Here is an 18,963-nt window from a genome sequence, read left to right on the forward strand (position 1 = left end):
TAGAGTTGGGAACTAATAGCATGAAGCACGTGGGAAAAGTTATGTTTACCTTTTGCATTATTGCTTAAGTTTATATGCAAGGCATATGGTAAGCTTGTTAGTCAAATACTAAAATAATATTTGAATAAATAAAGATTCAGCAAAAGCTGGGTCTTTTTTTTTATTCGAAAATTATAAAGTTTTTAAAATGTAATTTCTTAGAGTTTTTTTTCATAAATTTAATATAAAGTATTTTATGAGGTGAGTGTATGGAAAATAAGTTATATACAGCAAAGGAAACTATAGCTAGCAAGTTAGAACTACCAAGAGATATTATATTGGATTTGCCAAGGATAACTATCTTGGCAAATAATGAGATAAATATAGAAAATCATAAGGGTGTGGTAATTTTCGAAGAAGATAAGGTAAAGATAAACTCAAATGTAGGACCAATTGCCATATACGGTAAAGATTTTAAAATATTATTCATAGGAGGAAACACAATAACCTTAAGTGGTAATTTTAAGTCTGTTGTGTATGAAAATCATGAATAATTTTAAAAGATATAAAAAAGGCATTATTACAATGGAAGCTCAATCATTAATGCCTGAGAAGTTTATAAATTTGTTATGGAGAAATAATATCGTAGTTAAGAATATAAAAAAGATAAACATAACAACTGTAGTTTTAGAAGTGAATTTAAGTGATTATGGAGAAATTAATAAATTGGCAAAAAAAGTGGACACCAAAATTAAGATTATAGGTAGACAAGGATTATCCTTTTTTTTAATGAAAGTAAAAAGTCGATTTGCACTTTTGCTAGGGGTAGTTTTATTTGGAAGCTTTATATATTATTTATCTTCATTTGTTTGGAATATTGAAATTAACACAGAGCACTATATAAGTCCTTATGAATTGAGGCGTCAAATTAAAGATTTTGGAATAAAACCGGGGCTTAGAAAGAAAGACATAGATGTTTATTATATTGAAAGTAATATTGCAAGAAATAATGATGAAATAATGTGGGTAAAAGCGAGGATTGAGGGTGTTAAGTTGAAAATTGATATAATAGAGCGGCAATCCCCCCCAATTATAATTAGTAACCAAACACCCTGTAATTTAGTAGCGAGTAAAGATGGTATAATAGTTAGGGTATTTACTTCAGAGGGAACGGCTATTGTGGAAAATGGAGATATGATTCAAAAGGGAGATTTATTAGTTAAGGGCGAACAAGGCAAAGAAGGAAGTGTATATCCTGTCCATGCAAATGGAGAGGTTATAGCAAAAACTTTTTACGAGGAGATTAAAGAAGTTCCATTATATAATATATCAAGAAGTAAAACAGGTAACAATATGACGAACTTATATATCAAATTTGCAAATAAAAAAATTTATCTAAAAAATAACTTAATTCCATATAGTAATTATGATAAAATAGAAGGTAATAGTAAAGTTATAAAAAAAGAAGGCTATTATGAGATAGAGGAAAAGACTATACCAGTGGATTCATCCAAGGTAGCGGAAGAAATATACTCTAATATGTTGAAGAACTTAGATAAAACTGTAAAAGTTATAGACAAGATTGTAGATGTAAAAAAGGAGAATGATAAGTATCTTATAAAAGTGTTAGTTGTTGCTGAAGAAAACATTGCAATAGAGGAGAAGCAATAACTGATATACTTTAGGTTGCTTAAGATGAAAAGGTGGGATAAATATGGAGGATATTAGAGAATTTATTAAGCTTGACAAAGTAAAACCGTATTTGGTTTTTATAGTTACAGCGGTTATAATGTTTTCGATTTTAGTAACAGCATTAGTTCCCAAAAAATATACACTAAATGTAGGTGATATTGCAAAGGTAGATATTAAAGCTCCTAGAGAAGTTGAAAATACTGTAGCTACAGAAAACAATAGAGCTAAAGCAATAGAAGCTATAGGTAAAAAAACAATCAAAAATCCTGAGATTGCTGAAAAGACTAAGGTGAGAATTGGTAAATTATTTTCTATGGTGGAGCAGTTAAACGCTAATGATACTAATGATAGTAGTAAATCGCAATCTAATAATAATGAAACCACAACTTCAAAGAAACTGTCAGAAAAGGAAAAGATAACGCTACTAAAAGAACAAAATCCAATACCAAATTTCACCTATGAAAGTTATCAGATTCTAATAAAACTAGAGAGTAAAGAAGCAGATGAACTAGAGAAGTTTCTTAAAAATACAATTACAACACTTTATGAATTAACAACAATAAACGAAAATAAGCCTGAAGAAATAATTATGGCACAAGGTATAATTGCCACGGCTTTTAATAACTCAAATTTTTCTAAAGATATACGAGAAATAGGAATGGCAATAGGGAATGCAGAGGTGCATCCAAATTCAATTTATGATAAAGAAGGAACCGAAGCATTGATTGAAGAAGCTAAAAAGAATGTTAAACCTGTAATGATTAAGAAGGATCAAATCATTATAAAAGAAGGGGAACCAATAACCTATGAGCAAAAGGCACTATTAGAATCTTTAGGACTTTTAGATAATACTAACAAATTTGAATGGCCATTATATTTAAGTCTAGCAGGACTTGTATGTCTGGTGATTTTCCTTCAATGGATTTATTTATATAAGTATCAGTTAGAGATTTTTAAAGATATAAAAAAAATAATCATGATTAATATTCTTAGTATAATAGCTATATTACTGGCTAGAATACTAGGTATAATTTCTTTGTTTGTAATTCCGCTAGCTTGTATACCTATGCTTATGGCCATTTTAATTAACGATGAATTATCCATAGCTATAAATATTCTTAACTGTATACTAATTAGTGTTGCTGTTAAGTTTAACTTTGAAATAACAATTCTTGCAATGATAAGTTCTATTGCAGGCGTTATATTATTAAAAAAAATGCAACAGAGGAACGATATATTATATTCATCTATATATATTGCAATAATAAATTCTGTTATGTACCTTTCTATGGGATTCTTGCTAAGTAATAGTATAATTGATGTATTTAAAAGAGCTGGAATGGTAGTTCTTGCAAGTATTATATCTGGAGTACTTGCCATAGGATTTTTACCGTTTTTTGAAAGTATTTTTGATATAGTGACTACGGTGAAGCTTTTGGAACTATCAAATCCCAATCATCCATTATTAAAAAGGTTACTTTTAGAAGCACCAGGTACCTACCACCATTCAGTACTTGTAGCTAATTTGTCAGAGGTTGCTGCAGAGGCAGTGGGTGCAAATCCTGTTCTTGCAAGAGTTTCTGCTTACTATCATGATATAGGTAAAATTAAAAGGCCTTATTTTTTCAAAGAGAATCAATTAGGAAATGATAATCCACATGATAAAATAACTCCAAATCTAAGCACGCTTATAATTATTTCTCATGTTAAGGATGGCCTTGAACTTGCAAAAGAATTCAAAGTTCCTAAAGTAATTCAAGATATTATTAGGCAGCATCACGCAACTTCTTTAGTTAAGTACTTTTATGTAACTATGAAAAATTCTTGTGATAATCCAGATGAAATTAAAGAAGAAGATTTTAGATACCAAGGCCCAAATCCTGAGAGTAAGGAAGCAGCGATAATAATGCTGGCTGATGCAGTAGAAGCGGCAGTGAGATCAATTTCTAATTCTACAAAGGGTAAAATTGATGAAATGGTTAATAGCATAATAAAAAATAGACTTAATGATGGACAACTAGATAATTGTGATTTAACTTTAAAAGATTTAGAAAAGATAAGAAAGGCATTTTTAAAAGTGCTTTCAGGAATATACCACGAGAGAATAGAGTATCCTTTGGATAAATGGGAAAAGGACACGAAAGATGAAAACAAAAAACAAATGAAAGATGTCACCAAAGAGATAGAGAGGTAAAAAGTATGATTTTTATTGATAACAGACAAAGTGAAATTCAGGTTACACAGGAACTTGAAACTACTATAAAGGATGTCATCGAGTATACACTTAAGGAAGAAAAACTTTTTGTTGAAAATGAAGTAAGTGTTATATTTATTGATAACAAAGAAATTAAAGAAATTAATTTAGAGCAAAGAAGGATTAACGAGGTTACAGATGTCTTATCTTTTCCTATGCTACATTATCCTGATAATAAGGTATTTAAAGAAGTATATTTAAATTATGAATTTGACCAAAGTGATTTATTTGAAGGAAGACTAATAATAGGTGATGTTGCATTATCTTTAGAACGGGCAAAGGAACAAAGTGAAGAGTTTGGTCATAGCTTTATTCGCGAATGCGCGTACCTTACAGTGCATTCAATTTTGCATCTATTAGGGTATGATCACATGGAAAAAGACCAAAAAGAAGTTATGAGGGAAAGAGAAGAAGAAATACTAAATAACTTTAAAATATCAAGATAAGCTAGGGTAATGAATAGTTATTTTGCAAATGTTTTTAATTTTACATATCATAGAATTAAGTAATGTATGAGAATACTTTTCAAAGGTGGTTGAGCATGAAAGTAAAGAAGTTAGTTGATAGTTTTAATTATGCTATTGAAGGAATTATATATTCTATTCGTACGCAAAGAAATATGAAAATACATATGTTGGCTGCCATTGTAGTGCTTTTATCTACGTTTTTTTATGATTTATCGAAGATGGAACTTTTAATTATAACTATAACTATAACGTTGGTTATAGTAGCTGAAATGATAAATACTGCTGTAGAATGTGCCATAGATGCTACAACAAATTTTTATCATCCGCTAGTTAAAATTGCTAAAAATGTTGCAGCAGGTGCCGTTCTAGTATCTGCTATAAACTCAGCGCTAGTGGGCTACGTGATATTTTGGGATAGGTTAGCGCCCTTTAATAGAACGGTAATGTCAAAGCTTAAAAAATCTAACCCGGATATGATTTTTTTTATATTGGTTATAGTTTGTATTGCTACAGTTGTGGTTAAGGCTATTTATGATGAAGGAACTCCACTTCGAGGAGGAATGCCAAGTGGGCACAGTGCAATTGCTTTTTCAGTAGCTACATCAATAACATTATTAACAAATGAACCTTTGATTATGGTATTATCTTATTTGTTAGCAATAATTGTGGCTCAAAGTAGAGTTGATTCGGAAATTCATTCTATTTTAGAGGTCATCTTTGGTGGAGTCTTTGGAACTTTATTAACATTATTACTGTTTAAAGTTTTAGGATAATGAAGTTCTGTACTGTAGGTATAAAACTCAAATATAATTATAATATTATTGAAATAGTAATATTTAGTGATATAATTGGTATACGTGATTTTTAATGTTAAAACACATGAATTAAGTTAATTATTTTCATGTGCTTAAATTATTTGTATAGGAGTGTAATGATGGATTATAAAAAATTAGCTAAGATTGCAATAGATGCTAGAGAGAATGCTTACGTGCCATATTCAAAATTTAAGGTTGGAGCAGCGGTTCTTACGGAGGATGGCTCAATATATTCTGGATGTAATATAGAGAATGCTTCATACGGTGCTACTAATTGCGCTGAAAGAACCGCAATTTTTAAAGCTGTATCTGAAGGCCATAAAAAGATTAAGGCTATAGCAGTAGTTGGCGATATGTCAACTAACACGTATCCATGTGGCATATGCAGGCAAGTTATAGTAGAATTTGCTACTGAGGATATAAATATTATATTAGTAAAAAATGAAGATGAATATGTAGTCAAAACAATGGAAGAGATATTACCAGGAGCTTTTACTAAAGAAGATTTATTAAAGTAAAAATTATTGTTTACTTTAGATAACGAGAAGGAGGAAATATGTTTAAATCAGGATTCGTAACAATTATCGGAAGACCAAATGTAGGGAAATCTACATTAATAAATTTTATTATGGGGGAGAAGTTATCAATTGTCTCCAATAGACCTCAAACCACAAGGAATAATATTCAAACTATTTTAACAAATAAAGATTCTCAAATAATATTTGTAGATACTCCAGGAATGCATAAACCTAGACATAAACTAGGTGAATATATGGTTAAAGTAGCTAAACAATCAACTAGTGAAGTAGATGTAATATTATTTATAACTACACCTGGGGATGAAATTGAACCAGGGGATATACACATTCTTGAACAATTCAAAGATATTAACACTCCGGTTTTCTTATTAGTCAATAAGATTGATGAGAATACTCAAGAAAGAGTAGCAAAAACTATTAAGTCATATTCTGAATACTTTAGTTTTAAAGAAATAATACCTATATCTGCAATGAAAGGCAAGAATGTTGACGTAGTTACAAACCTTATAGCAGAAAATATTCCTGAGGGACCAATGTACTACCCAGAAGATATGATTACAGATCAACAAGAAAGATTTATTATAACTGAAATTATAAGAGAAAAAGCTTTAAAACTATTATCTCAAGAAGTGCCTCATGGAATAGCAGTAGAGATTATTTCTATGAAAAGAGATGAAAAAAACTTATACAATATTGAAGCTAATATGCTATGTGAAAAGGATTCACATAAAGGCATAATAATTGGAAAAGGCGGAAAAACCCTAAAGCAGATTTCTACTTATGCAAGACAAGATATAGTAAAGTTCTTAGGAGAAAATGTATACTTAAGATTATGGGTAAAAGTAAAGAAAGAGTGGAGAGATACTTCAAGTATTTTAAAAGATCTTGGATATAAATAGGGCGTAGTAGGGGATGATTTTCTGTCAATTTTAAAAACTAGAGCTATTGTAATAAAAACACAGGAGTTTAAAGAGAATGATAAGTTAGTTTGGCTTTTTACTGAAGACTTTGGTAAAATAACAGCAATAGCAAAGGGAGCTAGAAAAAATAAAAGTAAATATATATCATCCACACTACCTTGTTGTTATGGAGAGTTTCTACTTTTTAAAGGGAAAAACTTATATACAATAAATGAAGTTACAATTATAGATTCTTTTCAACAAGTATTAAGAGATTTAGATACAATTACGTATGCATCATATTTCAATGAATTAATTGATATTTCAATGGAGAATGAAGAGCCTAATAAAGAACTTTTTAAACATTTAGTTACTGCTTTTTATTTTATAAAAAATGATGTTATGGATATAGAAATATTAGCACGTGCTTTTGAAACTAAGATTTTAAAGGCAACAGGCTATGAACTCAATTTTAATCAATGTGTTAAGTGTAGAAGAAAAATAACTTTATCTAATAATATTGATTTACAATCATGTGGTCCCATTTGCAAAGATTGTGAAAAGCAAAATAGTATATATATTTCAAATCCTACATATAATACATTAAAATTCTTAAATGGTTTTGGTATGGATAAGATTCATAGAATTGTTGTATCCCAAGCATCAAAGCTTGAGTTATATAAGATTTTATCATTTATTATTTCAGAAAACTATACTAGAAGGCCAAAGAGTTTAGAAATGCTTAATTATTTTAAAAAGTAGTATTTATACAAATTTTGAGGAGGATGATTTTAATGGCAGAAATTACACTTGAGAAAATTGACATAATCAAGGAACGGACAGGAGTTTCATACACTGATGCTAAGGAAGCATTAGAAGAATGTGATGGCGATGTTGTTAATGCTTTGATTTATATCGAGGCTAAACAAAGCAAAGCTTCTAAGTTTAACATGGAAGAAATGTATACAACAAAAGATGAGTTTATGACATGGGTAAAAGACATTATAAGAAAAGGTAATGTAACAAGGGTGAAAATTAAAAAGGATGAAACTGTAGTTGTAGATATACCTATTAACGCAGGAATTGCAGCAGGAATATTTGGATTAATATATCCAGCACTTATTGGTATAGGAGTATTAACAGCAGTGCTTACAAAAGTTACTATAGAGATAACTAAAGAGGATGGTAGTGTAGAAGTGGTTAACACTATTATAAAAAACACAGTTGATGAAGTAAAAGAAAGATTTAATGATACAAAAGATAATTTTACCAAAGGTAACAAAGATAGCAAAGAGGATATAAACGATAATGTGTATAAATATACAGTGGAATTTGATGAAAAACAAGACCAGCAGAAACAAGAAGAAGAAAAATAAAGGTAATTAAAGGGTAAAATATTAGTATAGGAATATTTTATCCTTTTAACAATATATTAATAGTTAGACCCTACATTTCATTGCGATAATGTGGTATAATATTTTGAATGCTATGAAAAAAATAGCTTAATTGCGATTTATAGTGCATATATACATATGTTTGATAAGTTAAATCATCATCTGCGATGCTGCAATATTAATAACTTTGGAAGCAGATTTAGACTAACACCAAAGTAGTCTTTCTGCGCTAAGCAACTGCTACTTATAGAAGATGGCAGACTTGAAGCTTCCAAAATGTTGTTAAAAGAAAGAAGGTGGGAGAAATAAAATTAACATCAAGGCAAGAAGAGATAATAAGATTAGTTAAAGAAAACCCACCTATCACCAGTGAACGTCTAGCAAGCAAGCTAGGGGTTACAAGAGCCGCGCTAAGACCAGATCTGGCAATACTTACTATGACTGGTATTTTAGAAGCAAGGCCTAAAGTTGGATATATATATTCAAAAAAACCATCTTACAGTTTAATTTATGATTATATAAGAAATATTAAGGTTAATGATATAATGTCTAAACCTATAATGTCAACAGAGGAAACTACAGTTTATGATGCTATAGTGCACTTGTTTTTAAATGATGTAGGCACTTTATTTATACATAATAAAGGTAATTTAGTGGGGGCTGTGTCTAGAAAAGATTTCCTTAAGATGGCAATGGGCGGCACAGATATGCACAAAGTGCCTGTAGGGATTATAATGACTAGAATGCCAAATATAGTGCTTGTTGAAAAAGAAGATAGTGTTTATTTAGCTGCACAAAAGATCATAGAACACGAGGTAGATAGTCTACCAGTAGTAGAAAAAGATTTTGAAAATGGAAAAGAAATATTTCGAATTGTAGGTAAGATATCTAAAACCAACATTTCGAGATTATTTGTAAAGATGGGTGAAAACGGTTAATAACTCAATTGAGTGAAATGAGTATTGATTGTTCCTAAGGAAACATTCTAATACTTGTTATCATATATAATTTAGAATCGAAGGGGTTGTATGAAAATGGAAAATAAGAAATATGTTTACCTTTTTAGCGAAGGTAACCTTTCAATGAAAAATCTTTTAGGTGGCAAAGGTGCAAATCTTGCTGATATGACAAGTCTTGGAATTCCTGTACCACAGGGATTCACTGTTACCACTGAAGCTTGTAATAAATACTATGATGATGGTCAATTAATTGCATCTGAAATTGTTACTGAAATTCATGCTCAAATGATTGAACTTGAAAAAATCACAGGAAAGAAATTTGGAAGTTTAGAAAATCCATTACTTGTATCAGTTAGATCTGGAGCAAGAGCATCAATGCCTGGCATGATGGATACAATTTTAAATCTTGGACTAAATGATGAAACAGTAGAAGTTATGGCAAAGTTAACAAATAACCCAAGATTTGCTTATGACTCATATAGAAGATTCATCCAGATGTTTGCTGATGTTGTTATGGATGTAGAAAAAAGAAACTTTGAAAACATAATGGATAAAATGAAAGAAGAAAAAGGTGTTGAATTTGATACTGAATTAGACGCTAACGATTTAAAAGAATTAGTTAAAAAGTTTAAACAATTTTATAAAGAAGAAAAAGGTGAAGAATTCCCAAGCGATCCAAAAATTCAATTAATAGAATCTATTACAGCAGTATTTAGATCATGGGATAATCCTCGTGCTAACGTTTATAGAAGATTAAATGATATTCCAGGAAACTGGGGAACAGCAGTAAGTGTTCAAGAAATGGTATTTGGTAACAAAGGAGAAACATCAGGAACTGGTGTTGCTTTCTCAAGAAACCCATCTACTGGAGAAAAAGGTATATATGCTGAGTACTTAATGAATGCACAAGGTGAAGACGTTGTTGCTGGAATAAGAACACCAAATGATATATCACAACTTGGAAAAGATATGCCAAAGGTATATGACGAATTTATGGCAATAGTTAATACACTTGAAAGCCATTATAAAGATATGCAAGATATGGAGTTTACAATTGAGGATGGTAAATTATACTTCCTACAAACAAGAAACGGAAAAAGAACAGCACAAGCTGCATTAAAGATTGCTGTAGAACTAGTTGAAGATGGAATGTTAACAAAGGAAGAAGCTATGATGAAGGTTGATCCAAAACAACTAGATACATTACTTCATCCTAACTTTGATGCAGAAGAATTAAAGAATTCTACTATAATAGCTAAAGGTTTACCTGCATCTCCTGGAGCTGCTTGTGGAAAGGTTTATTTCACAGCTGAAGAAGCAAAAGCTAGACATGAGGCTGGAGAAAAGGTTGTTCTTGTAAGACTTGAAACTTCACCAGAAGATATTGAAGGTATGGTTGCATCAGAAGGTATCTTAACAGTAAGAGGAGGAATGACTTCTCATGCTGCGGTAGTTGCAAGAGGAATGGGAACTTGTTGCGTTGCTGGTTGTGGAGATATAAAAGTTAATGAAGAAGATAAGAATTTCCAAATCGGACAAACCACATACCACGAAGGTGACTTTATTTCAATGGATGGAAGTACAGGAAATATATATGCAGGATCAATTAAAACAGTTGAACCTGAGATAAACGGTTACTTTGAAATATTCATGGGCTGGGCTGATGAAATAAGAAGTTTGAAAGTTAGAACTAACGCTGATACTCCTAAAGATACTGCACAAGCAGTTAAATATGGAGCAGAGGGTATAGGTCTATGTAGAACAGAGCATATGTTCTTTGAAGCTGACAGAATAATAGCTATAAGAGAAATGATTGTTTCTAAAGATGAAGCTTCAAGAAGAGTAGCACTAGAAAAGTTACTACCAATGCAAAGAAAAGATTTTATAGGTATATTTGAAGAGCTTGAAGGAAAACCAGCTACAATAAGATTCTTAGATCCACCACTACATGAATTCTTACCACAAGCTGATGAAGATATAAAAGAATTAGCTGCAGATATGGGATTAACATTTGAAGATCTAAAATCTACTGTTGAATCTTTACATGAAACTAATCCAATGATGGGGCATAGAGGTTGTAGACTTGCAGTATCATATCCAGAAATAGCTGAAATGCAAACTAGAGCGGTTATTGAAGCTGCTATAGATGTTAAGACTAGAAAAGGATATAATGTTGTTCCTGAAATAATGATTCCTTTAGTTGGAGAAATTAAAGAATTAAAATATGTTAAAGATATAGTTGTAAGAGTAGCTGATCAAATCATTGCTGAAAAAGCTAGTGATTTAAAGTATATGGTTGGTACAATGATTGAAATACCAAGAGCAGCGCTTACTGCAGATGCCATTGCAACAGAAGCAGAATTCTTCTCATTTGGAACAAACGATTTAACACAAATGACATTTGGATTCTCAAGAGACGATGCTGGTGCTTTCCTTAAACATTACTACGAAAAGAAAGTTTTCGAATTTGATCCATTCCAAAAGTTAGACCAAACAGGAGTAGGCAAACTTGTTGAAATGGCTGTAGAACTTGGAAGAAAAACTAGACCTAATATAAAACTTGGAATATGTGGAGAACATGGTGGAGATCCATCTTCAGTTGAATTCTGCCATAATGTAGGACTTGATTATGTATCATGTTCACCATTCAGAGTTCCAGTTGCAAGACTTGCAGCTGCACAAGCTGAAGTAAATAACCCAAGAAAAAAATAATATCTATTACTTATAGGTACATGATTATTTTAAAACAAAAAGCCGCTGCTTTGCAGTGGCTTTTTAATTATGAATAAGTTTTTGTTAAGGTTACTTTGAACTTATTTTCAATATAAGTTTTAAGTTTCTCAACGAAGTCTATTTGATATTGATTTTTGTTTATTGAGTTATTTAGTAGATTATAGAAGGCTTTTTTATTACATTTATTAATATTGCCGTAGTAATCCCTTGATATTTTCCAATATCTTTGGGGAAAAGATAAATAAACAAGAATGTATTTATAGTCATCCAAGGTTAAAGGCAGGATTTTATGATATAATTCTAGAAAACTTATTGCTATCTCTAAATCCCACTTTGTATTGTCTCTTTTCAGTAATCGCCTTAAACAATAGGAAATATCATGAGCGCAATAGTCATTTCTACACTTATCAAAATCAATTACCCATATTTCATTGTTATTATCGAAGATTATATTCTTATTGACATAGTCAAGGTGACACAATGATTTTGTAAGGTTAGTTACATCCATATTATAGGCAATGGTTGTTGAGTACTGAGCAAGTTTAATACTTGAATCAAAGTGCTCAAGGTAAAGTTTTGAAAATGAATCATTATATTTATAAGCTAAATTAGAGAAATTAAGAAGACTTTCGTAGTGCTTATAAATAGAAGTGCCCAAGCTGCCGTATCCTTCCTTTGCAGAACTGCCACATATAGGTTTAAAATTAATGCTTACTTTATGCATAATTGCAAGATTAGTACCACATGCTAATATATGATCAATATTATCGTAGTCGCATTTGGTGCCATTAACCCAGGGAGTAAGAATGAATAGCATGTTATTATAGGTTACAAATCTGTTGTTGGTCTTTGTTTTAAGTATACGAGGTACATTAACATTATTTCTATATAGCCATTCTATAGCCGAGTATACAAATAATAAATCCTTTACGCAGTAATAAACCTTCTTTAAACAATAACATTCATCGAAGTAGGTTACTTTATATACAGCTCTTTGTTTATCGGTATCTTTAAATTTAATTTGCATAACATCAGCATTGCTTAAGTTATACTGAGGTAGAACATATTTCTTTACATTTTCTTCAGATAATAAATCTATGTTATTAAGTTTTTCAGCCGTGGAGGGCATATTAACACTCCTAAAAGATTATTACATTATTAGGATATTAATAAAGATTTGATATTATACTTAAATATTTAAAAAAGGAAATTAAATTAATATGTAGAATACTAACTAAGGAATTAAATAAATAACAGATATATTTGCTGATTATTTTTTAAAAGTGGATAAATTAAAGGTAATACAATTAATTGCAGTGTTAGCAATGAATCCAGGAGGCACGTTATGAATATTCGCCAAAGAATAGAAACTAATGAAGATAATAATATTATATCATTTGGAGCCTTATCTTTAGCATCAAAAGGTAGGAAAGTATTAGAAGCTAAGGATGATATAAGAACTTGTTATATGGTGGACAGGGATAGAATAATACATAGTAAATCCTTTAGGAGATTAAAACATAAAACTCAAGTGTACATAAAGACTAGTAGCGATCACTATAGAACGAGATTAACCCACACTTTAGAAGTTGCACAGATAGCTAAAACTATTGGGAGAGGGATAGGCTTAAATGAAGATCTTATAGAGGCTATAGCTTTAGGGCATGACATAGGCCATGTGCCCTTCGCTCATAATGGGGAAGAGGTACTTAATGATATTTTGCCACAAGGATTTAGACACAATGAAAATAGCATTAGAGTGTTAACAAAAATTGAAAAATCGGGTGCAGGGCTTAATTTAAGTGAAGAAGTGTTAGATGGAATCCTCAATCACAGTGGCTTATCTTCAAAGTTTGGAAAAGCAACTACCTTAGAAGGTCAAGTGGTTAGGTATAGTGATAAAATTGCATACGTGAATCATGATATAGACGATTCTATAAGAGCTGGATTATTAACAGAAACAATGCTACCTATAATTGCCACTAAGATATTAGGTAAAAAACATGGCATGCGAATAGATACTTTAGTTAAAGATTGCATTTATAATACACTAGATAACTTAGAAAAAGGAATTATAGGTGTGTCACTTAGTGAAAATGTGGAAGGTGCATTAAGTGAACTTCGAAACTTTATGTTTGACAATATATATAAAGGTGAGATATTAAAAGAAGAAAGGCAAAAGGCACAATTTGTTTTAACGCAAGTATTCACATATTATTATAACAAGCCTCAGGCTATGCCAGATTTTTATAAAAACATAGTTGATAAGGAAGGATTGTATATAGGTGTAGCAGATTATATTTCTGGTATGAGTGATGACTATTGCTTAATGCTTTTTAATAATTTATATGTGCCTAAGTTTCTTATTTATTAAAAACTGAAAGCAATTAATACTAGGTTTGAGAATAGTATATCAACTCAAGATTTATAAAGAAATAAATATAAAATATAAAAATTGAAGGAAATTTGCATTTTATAAAGAATATAGTATAAACAAACATAATTATTATTTTAAAAAAGTGGATATAAAGCAGGATAATACACTTTTTTGTCGAATAAAAATATATTGTGAATTTATATAAGTAAGGTGGTAATAATCTATTGATTGCTGAAGATGTCATCCGAAAAATAAAGGAACAAAATGATATTGTGGATGTAATATCTGAAAGAGTTAAACTTAAAAAAGTAGGGAGGAATTATACAGGCCTTTGTCCATTTCATAATGAAAAGAGTCCGTCCTTTAGCGTGTCTCAAGACAAACAGATTTATAAATGTTTTGGATGTGGAGAAGCGGGTAATGTTATCAGTTACATTATGAAGGATAGAAATGTAGCATTTCCTGAAGCAGCAAGGATATTAGCTGAAAGGGCTAACATTACTATAGAGATTGAAAGCGAAGAAAATAATGAGCAAAAGGACATGCATAGAAAAATGTCCAACATTAATGTAGAAGCAGCTAGATATTTTTATGAAAATTTAAGAAAGGATAAAATCGCTGAAGCATATTTCTTAAACAGAGGAATTTCAAAGGTTACTATGAAAAACTTTGGACTGGGGTTTTCCTTTGATAAGTGGGATGGCTTGTTACTGCATTTAAAAAATAAAGGCTACTCAGAATTAGATTTACTTAACGTAGGGCTAATTATTAAAAGTCCCAAAGGGTCCTATTATGACAGATTTAGAAATAGAATAATGTTCCCAGTATTTGATTATAGGGGTAAGGTCATTGGATTTGGAGGAAGGGTTTTAGATGATTCAAAACCTAAGTATCTGAACTCACCCGAGACTCCGATGTTTCATAAAGGGTTACATCTTTATGGATTAAACTTTGTAATAAAAAACAATAGAAGCCGTACAATAATAGTTGTGGAAGGTTATATGGACTGTATTTCACTTCATCAATACGGGTTTTCAAATGTGGTTGCATCACTAGGTACAGCACTTACAATTAATCAAGCTAAACTATTAAAGAAATATGTAGATACAGTTATTATTTCATATGACGCTGATGTCGCAGGCCAAACTGCAACAATACGGGGACTAGAGATATTAAGAACTGAAGGCTTTGATTTAAGGGTACTTATAGTTCCAAATGGTAAAGACCCTGACGAGTATATAAAAAATAATGGAAATCAGGCTTTTCAGAAATTAGTGGATGAGGCTCTTCCTTTAATAGATTATAGGATTAAAAGAGCTGGCGATGGAATAAATTTTTCAAATAGTGAAATGATAATACAGTACGTAAAAAAAGTCACTGAAATTGTTGTAGATCTTGATCCTATTGAGAAAGATGTCTATATAAAAAAGATTTCTGAAGAAACAGGTATCAAAGAACAGCCAATATATGACTTATTAAGCAAGGAAATCAATAAAAATTCAAATAAATCGCAAAATATGAATATACAACAGGATTTTGGACAAAAATTATATTTAGAACCAGCATATATTAAAGCTGAAAGAAACTTATTAAGGTTTATGCTTATAAGTGAAGAAAGTTGCGATTATGTTACAGAAAATATGTTTGAAGAACAACTAATTCTTCGAAGTCATAAAAGTATTTACACATTAATTGTTGAGTATAAAAACTTAACAAAAGATGAAAAAATAAAAAATATTGAATTAAGATGTAATGATATAGAATTTACAAAAGAATGGATAAATATTATGGAAGTTGAGTTTATAGGAAATGAAGAAGAACATAAAAAACTTATAGATGATTGCATAAAGGAACTTAAAAAATTTAAGTTAGAGGAGTCGAAAAAAGAAATTATGAAGAAAATCAAAGAATATGAATCAAAAGGAATGCTTGGAGAGTCTATAAAATTAGCACAAGAACTTATAGAAGTGCAAAAGGATATAACACAATTATAGTATTTAGAAAGGAGGTAAGATCATGAAGGACAAAAGTGTAAGAATGGCCATAGTAAATAAGCTAATTGAAAAGGGTAAGAAGAAAGGATCCTTAACTTATAAAGAAGTAATGGATGAGCTTTATGAAATAGATTTAAGCCCAGAACAAATAGAAAAGGTTTATGAAGTTTTAGAATCAATGGAAATAGATGTAGTTGGAGATTCACATGAAGCAGTTCCAGGTGATTTAATTCAATCTGATACGGAACCAGAAGCAGAAGAACTTGATGTTAGTATACCAGAAGGTATATCCATTGATGATCCTGTTAGAATGTATTTAAAGGAAATTGGAAAGGTTCCACTATTATCATCTGCAGAGGAAATTGAACTTGCTAAAAGAAATGAAGAAGGCGATATAGTTGCTAAGAAAAAACTAGCAGAGGCTAACTTAAGACTAGTAGTAAGTATAGCTAAAAGGTACGTAGGAAGAGGGATGTTGTTTCTTGATCTTATTCAAGAAGGTAATTTAGGGTTAATAAAGGCTGTAGAAAAATATGACTATAGAAAAGGATTTAAGTTTAGTACTTATGCCACTTGGTGGATTAGGCAGGCAATAACAAGGGCCATAGCAGACCAAGCAAGAACCATTAGGATACCAGTCCACATGGTTGAAACTATAAATAAGCTTATTAGAGTTTCTAGGCAACTTCTTCAAGAACTAGGACGTGAGCCTCAACCAGATGAAGTAGCTGAAAGAATGGAAATGCCTGTGGCAAAAGTTAGAGAGATTATGAAAATTGCACAGGAACCAGTATCTCTTGAGACTCCTATAGGGGAAGAAGAAGATAGTCATCTAGGTGATTTTATTCCTGACGATGATGCTCTAGCACCAGCTGAAGCTGCTGCATTTACAATGCTAAAAGAGCAACTTATCAATGTTTTAGATACTTTAACTCCTAGAGAAGAAAAAGTTTTAAGATTAAGATTTGGATTAGATGATGGAAGAGCAAGAACACTAGAAGAGGTTGGAAAAGAGTTTAATGTAACAAGAGAACGAATAAGACAAATTGAGGCTAAAGCTCTTCGTAAATTAAGACATCCAAGTAGAAGTAAAAAATTAAAAGATTATTTAGATTAAAACACCTTAACAAGGTGTTTTTTACCTTTAATGTAATATTAAACAAAACTATTTACAACATTGATTTTAATATGCTATAATGTGCTTTGAGAAGGTGATTGAATGGATATTTATATATCTCAGCGTGGCCGTGGATTAAGTTTCATGTTCTTCATAGCTTTACTTTATAATGTGTTGATTTTAATATTACTAAGGTTTACTAATTCATACATTGTGGATAGTCTATTAAAGTTGATGTTGATATCGTGTAATACATATCTAGCATATTATATGATGCTTTTCACATCTCTTAAATGTACTATCGATGATCAAAATCTTAAAATTTCGGCTATGGCTTCATTAAAAAAAGTAATCATACCGTTAAGTGAAATAGAAGGGTATACTACTTCAAGTGGTACTATTAAAGGTGTTAAACTTTATGGTATAGCTTCTAATAATTTTGCAATTGGAAGAACTGTTATTGATAAAATCGGTATATCTAGAATGTTTGTTACAGATAATAAGAAGATTTTCCATATAAAAACTAAAGAAATGAACTATGCAGTTTCACCTCATGATTATGAGAAATTTGAGGAAACTTTAATACACCACAATATACATCAAATGCAGTGGAAATATAAGGTGGATGAAAGCTACAAACTTCATAAAGATAAACGTTTTATTTTACCTTTCATAGTGGTAAGTGTAGTAATATTAGTACTAACACTAAATCCGTTTATACTATATTTGAAACAAAGGTTACCTAGTAGCATGCCCTTGAACTTTGATGCAAGGTTTAATCAAGTAGAAATGGGTACGGGGAAGCAATTTGCATTTACTCAAATGATTTATGGAGTATTAAATATGGTATTACTTTTTTGTATGTATTATGCAAGTCATTTTTGTGCGAAATATGATAGAAAATCAGCACATAAATATATTTATATATCACTAATTGTAGCAACGGTATTTTTATTTGTTCAATTTAAAATATTAATTAACTTTAGATAAGGATGAAAATTATGGAACTTAGTATAAGGCTAAAAGCGATTTCAGGTATGATAGAAGAATGTACAAGTATTGTAGATGTGGGAACAGATCATGGGTATGTGCCAATTTATTTAGTAAAGAATAACGTAATAAAAAGAGCTATTGCCTCTGATATAAATAAAGGACCAGTTGAGAAGGCTAAAAAAAACGTTATTAGCAATAATTTGCACCGTCAAATTATTTGTAGACTAGGGAGTGGGTTATCTACAGTTGCTAAAGGAGAGGTTCAAGTAGCCATTATTGCAGGAATGGGTGGTAATTTAATAAGGGATATTTTAGAAGCTGACTTAGAGGTTGTTAAACAGTTAGAATATATGATACTTCAACCAGTACAAAATGCTGAGGTTTTGAGGGCGTATTTGTATAATACAGGATATGACATCTTAGATGAAGAGATCTGCAGTGAAGATGGTAAGTTCTACGAGATTATTAAGGCGCGGTATAATACTAATCCTGTAACATTGGATAATATATATTATGAAATAAGTAAAATACTATTAGATAAAAAAAGCCAAGAGATGAAGAACTTTATAGAATATAAATTAGAAAAATACACAAAGATATATGATACTTTAAGCGCGAATACAATTGCATCAAAAGATAGAAAAGATCAACTTTACCATTCTATTGTTGCACTTAAGGAGTTTTTAAAGGAATTTGCTTAATATATGAAAATATTATTTGATTTTTAATCTACAATATGATATTATAAGTT

General features: G+C 30.6%; 17 protein-coding genes. 16 read left to right on the plus strand and 1 reads right to left on the minus strand.

The features are described 5' to 3' along the window. Positions 1 to 248: 248 nt before the first annotated feature. From yqfC to ppdK, 11 genes are all read left to right on the plus strand, one after another. On the plus strand, positions 249 to 533 hold the full coding sequence (gene yqfC / locus LGK97_RS03265; protein WP_226258307.1) for a sporulation protein YqfC: 285 nt from the start codon (positions 249 to 251) through the stop codon (positions 531 to 533). Next, positions 526 to 1,650: a sporulation protein YqfD gene (gene yqfD / locus LGK97_RS03270; protein ID WP_226258308.1), complete on the plus strand. Its 1,125-nt coding sequence runs from the start codon at positions 526 to 528 to the stop codon at positions 1,648 to 1,650. The genes yqfC and yqfD overlap by 8 nt, the downstream gene beginning before the upstream one ends. A 43-nt stretch (positions 1,651 to 1,693) precedes the next feature. Next, positions 1,694 to 3,865: an HD family phosphohydrolase gene (locus LGK97_RS03275; RefSeq protein ID WP_226258309.1), complete on the plus strand. Its 2,172-nt coding sequence runs from the start codon at positions 1,694 to 1,696 to the stop codon at positions 3,863 to 3,865. A gap of 5 nt (positions 3,866 to 3,870) precedes the next feature. Then, positions 3,871 to 4,371 carry an rRNA maturation RNase YbeY gene (gene ybeY, locus LGK97_RS03280; protein WP_226258310.1) on the plus strand — a complete coding sequence of 167 codons (501 nt, stop codon included), beginning with the start codon at positions 3,871 to 3,873 and terminating at the stop codon, positions 4,369 to 4,371. Positions 4,372 to 4,466: 95 nt separating this feature from the next. Beyond that, the gene (locus LGK97_RS03285; RefSeq protein ID WP_226258311.1) at positions 4,467 to 5,165 is read left to right on the plus strand and encodes a diacylglycerol kinase; all 699 of its coding nucleotides are present in this window, start codon (positions 4,467 to 4,469) and stop codon (positions 5,163 to 5,165) included. 161 nt (positions 5,166 to 5,326) lie between these two features. Further along, the gene (locus LGK97_RS03290) at positions 5,327 to 5,725 is read left to right on the plus strand and encodes a cytidine deaminase (RefSeq protein ID WP_226258312.1); all 399 of its coding nucleotides are present in this window, start codon (positions 5,327 to 5,329) and stop codon (positions 5,723 to 5,725) included. A gap of 38 nt (positions 5,726 to 5,763) precedes the next feature. Then, positions 5,764 to 6,645, plus strand: a complete 882-nt coding sequence (gene era / locus LGK97_RS03295; RefSeq protein ID WP_226258313.1) for a GTPase Era — start codon at positions 5,764 to 5,766, stop codon at positions 6,643 to 6,645. Positions 6,646 to 6,666: 21 nt separating this feature from the next. Then, positions 6,667 to 7,407, plus strand: a complete 741-nt coding sequence (gene recO / locus LGK97_RS03300; RefSeq protein WP_226258454.1) for a DNA repair protein RecO — start codon at positions 6,667 to 6,669, stop codon at positions 7,405 to 7,407. A gap of 32 nt (positions 7,408 to 7,439) precedes the next feature. After that, complete coding sequence (locus LGK97_RS03305) at positions 7,440 to 8,021, plus strand: DUF4342 domain-containing protein (RefSeq protein WP_226258314.1); 582 nt, start codon at positions 7,440 to 7,442, stop codon at positions 8,019 to 8,021. Positions 8,022 to 8,344: 323 nt separating this feature from the next. Then, a complete protein-coding gene (locus tag LGK97_RS03310; RefSeq protein ID WP_413228416.1) occupies positions 8,345 to 8,977 on the plus strand; it encodes a helix-turn-helix transcriptional regulator in 633 nt (210 codons plus the stop codon). A gap of 96 nt (positions 8,978 to 9,073) precedes the next feature. Further along, positions 9,074 to 11,710 carry a pyruvate, phosphate dikinase gene (gene ppdK, locus LGK97_RS03315; protein WP_226258455.1) on the plus strand — a complete coding sequence of 879 codons (2,637 nt, stop codon included), beginning with the start codon at positions 9,074 to 9,076 and terminating at the stop codon, positions 11,708 to 11,710. Positions 11,711 to 11,777: 67 nt separating this feature from the next. Here the strand turns inward: ppdK and LGK97_RS03320 are convergent, their stop codons facing one another. Continuing rightward, positions 11,778 to 12,860, minus strand: a complete 1,083-nt coding sequence (locus LGK97_RS03320) for a CotS family spore coat protein (protein WP_226258316.1) — start codon at positions 12,858 to 12,860, stop codon at positions 11,778 to 11,780. Between the two features lie 216 nt (positions 12,861 to 13,076). Here LGK97_RS03320 and LGK97_RS03325 point away from each other — a divergent pair, with 216 nt between their 5' ends. The 5 genes from LGK97_RS03325 (at position 13,077) to LGK97_RS03345 (ending at position 18,913) form a co-directional block, all read left to right on the plus strand. Then, on the plus strand, positions 13,077 to 14,105 hold the full coding sequence (locus LGK97_RS03325) for a deoxyguanosinetriphosphate triphosphohydrolase (RefSeq protein WP_226258317.1): 1,029 nt from the start codon (positions 13,077 to 13,079) through the stop codon (positions 14,103 to 14,105). A 227-nt stretch (positions 14,106 to 14,332) separates the two neighbouring features. Further along, the gene (gene dnaG / locus LGK97_RS03330) at positions 14,333 to 16,102 is read left to right on the plus strand and encodes a DNA primase (protein WP_226258318.1); all 1,770 of its coding nucleotides are present in this window, start codon (positions 14,333 to 14,335) and stop codon (positions 16,100 to 16,102) included. A gap of 22 nt (positions 16,103 to 16,124) precedes the next feature. Next, entirely contained in the window at positions 16,125 to 17,219 is a 1,095-nt protein-coding gene (gene rpoD, locus LGK97_RS03335; protein ID WP_226258319.1) for an RNA polymerase sigma factor RpoD, read from the plus strand. A 102-nt stretch (positions 17,220 to 17,321) separates the two neighbouring features. Then, positions 17,322 to 18,209 carry a PH domain-containing protein gene (locus LGK97_RS03340; protein ID WP_226258320.1) on the plus strand — a complete coding sequence of 296 codons (888 nt, stop codon included), beginning with the start codon at positions 17,322 to 17,324 and terminating at the stop codon, positions 18,207 to 18,209. A gap of 11 nt (positions 18,210 to 18,220) precedes the next feature. Then, positions 18,221 to 18,913 carry a tRNA (adenine(22)-N(1))-methyltransferase gene (locus tag LGK97_RS03345; RefSeq protein WP_226258321.1) on the plus strand — a complete coding sequence of 231 codons (693 nt, stop codon included), beginning with the start codon at positions 18,221 to 18,223 and terminating at the stop codon, positions 18,911 to 18,913. Positions 18,914 to 18,963: the final 50 nt, after the last annotated feature.

The sequence above is a fragment of the Clostridium sp. CS001 genome (genome assembly GCF_020443565.1).
In the GTDB taxonomy this organism is placed as follows: Bacteria; Bacillota; Clostridia; order Clostridiales; family Clostridiaceae; genus Clostridium_AD.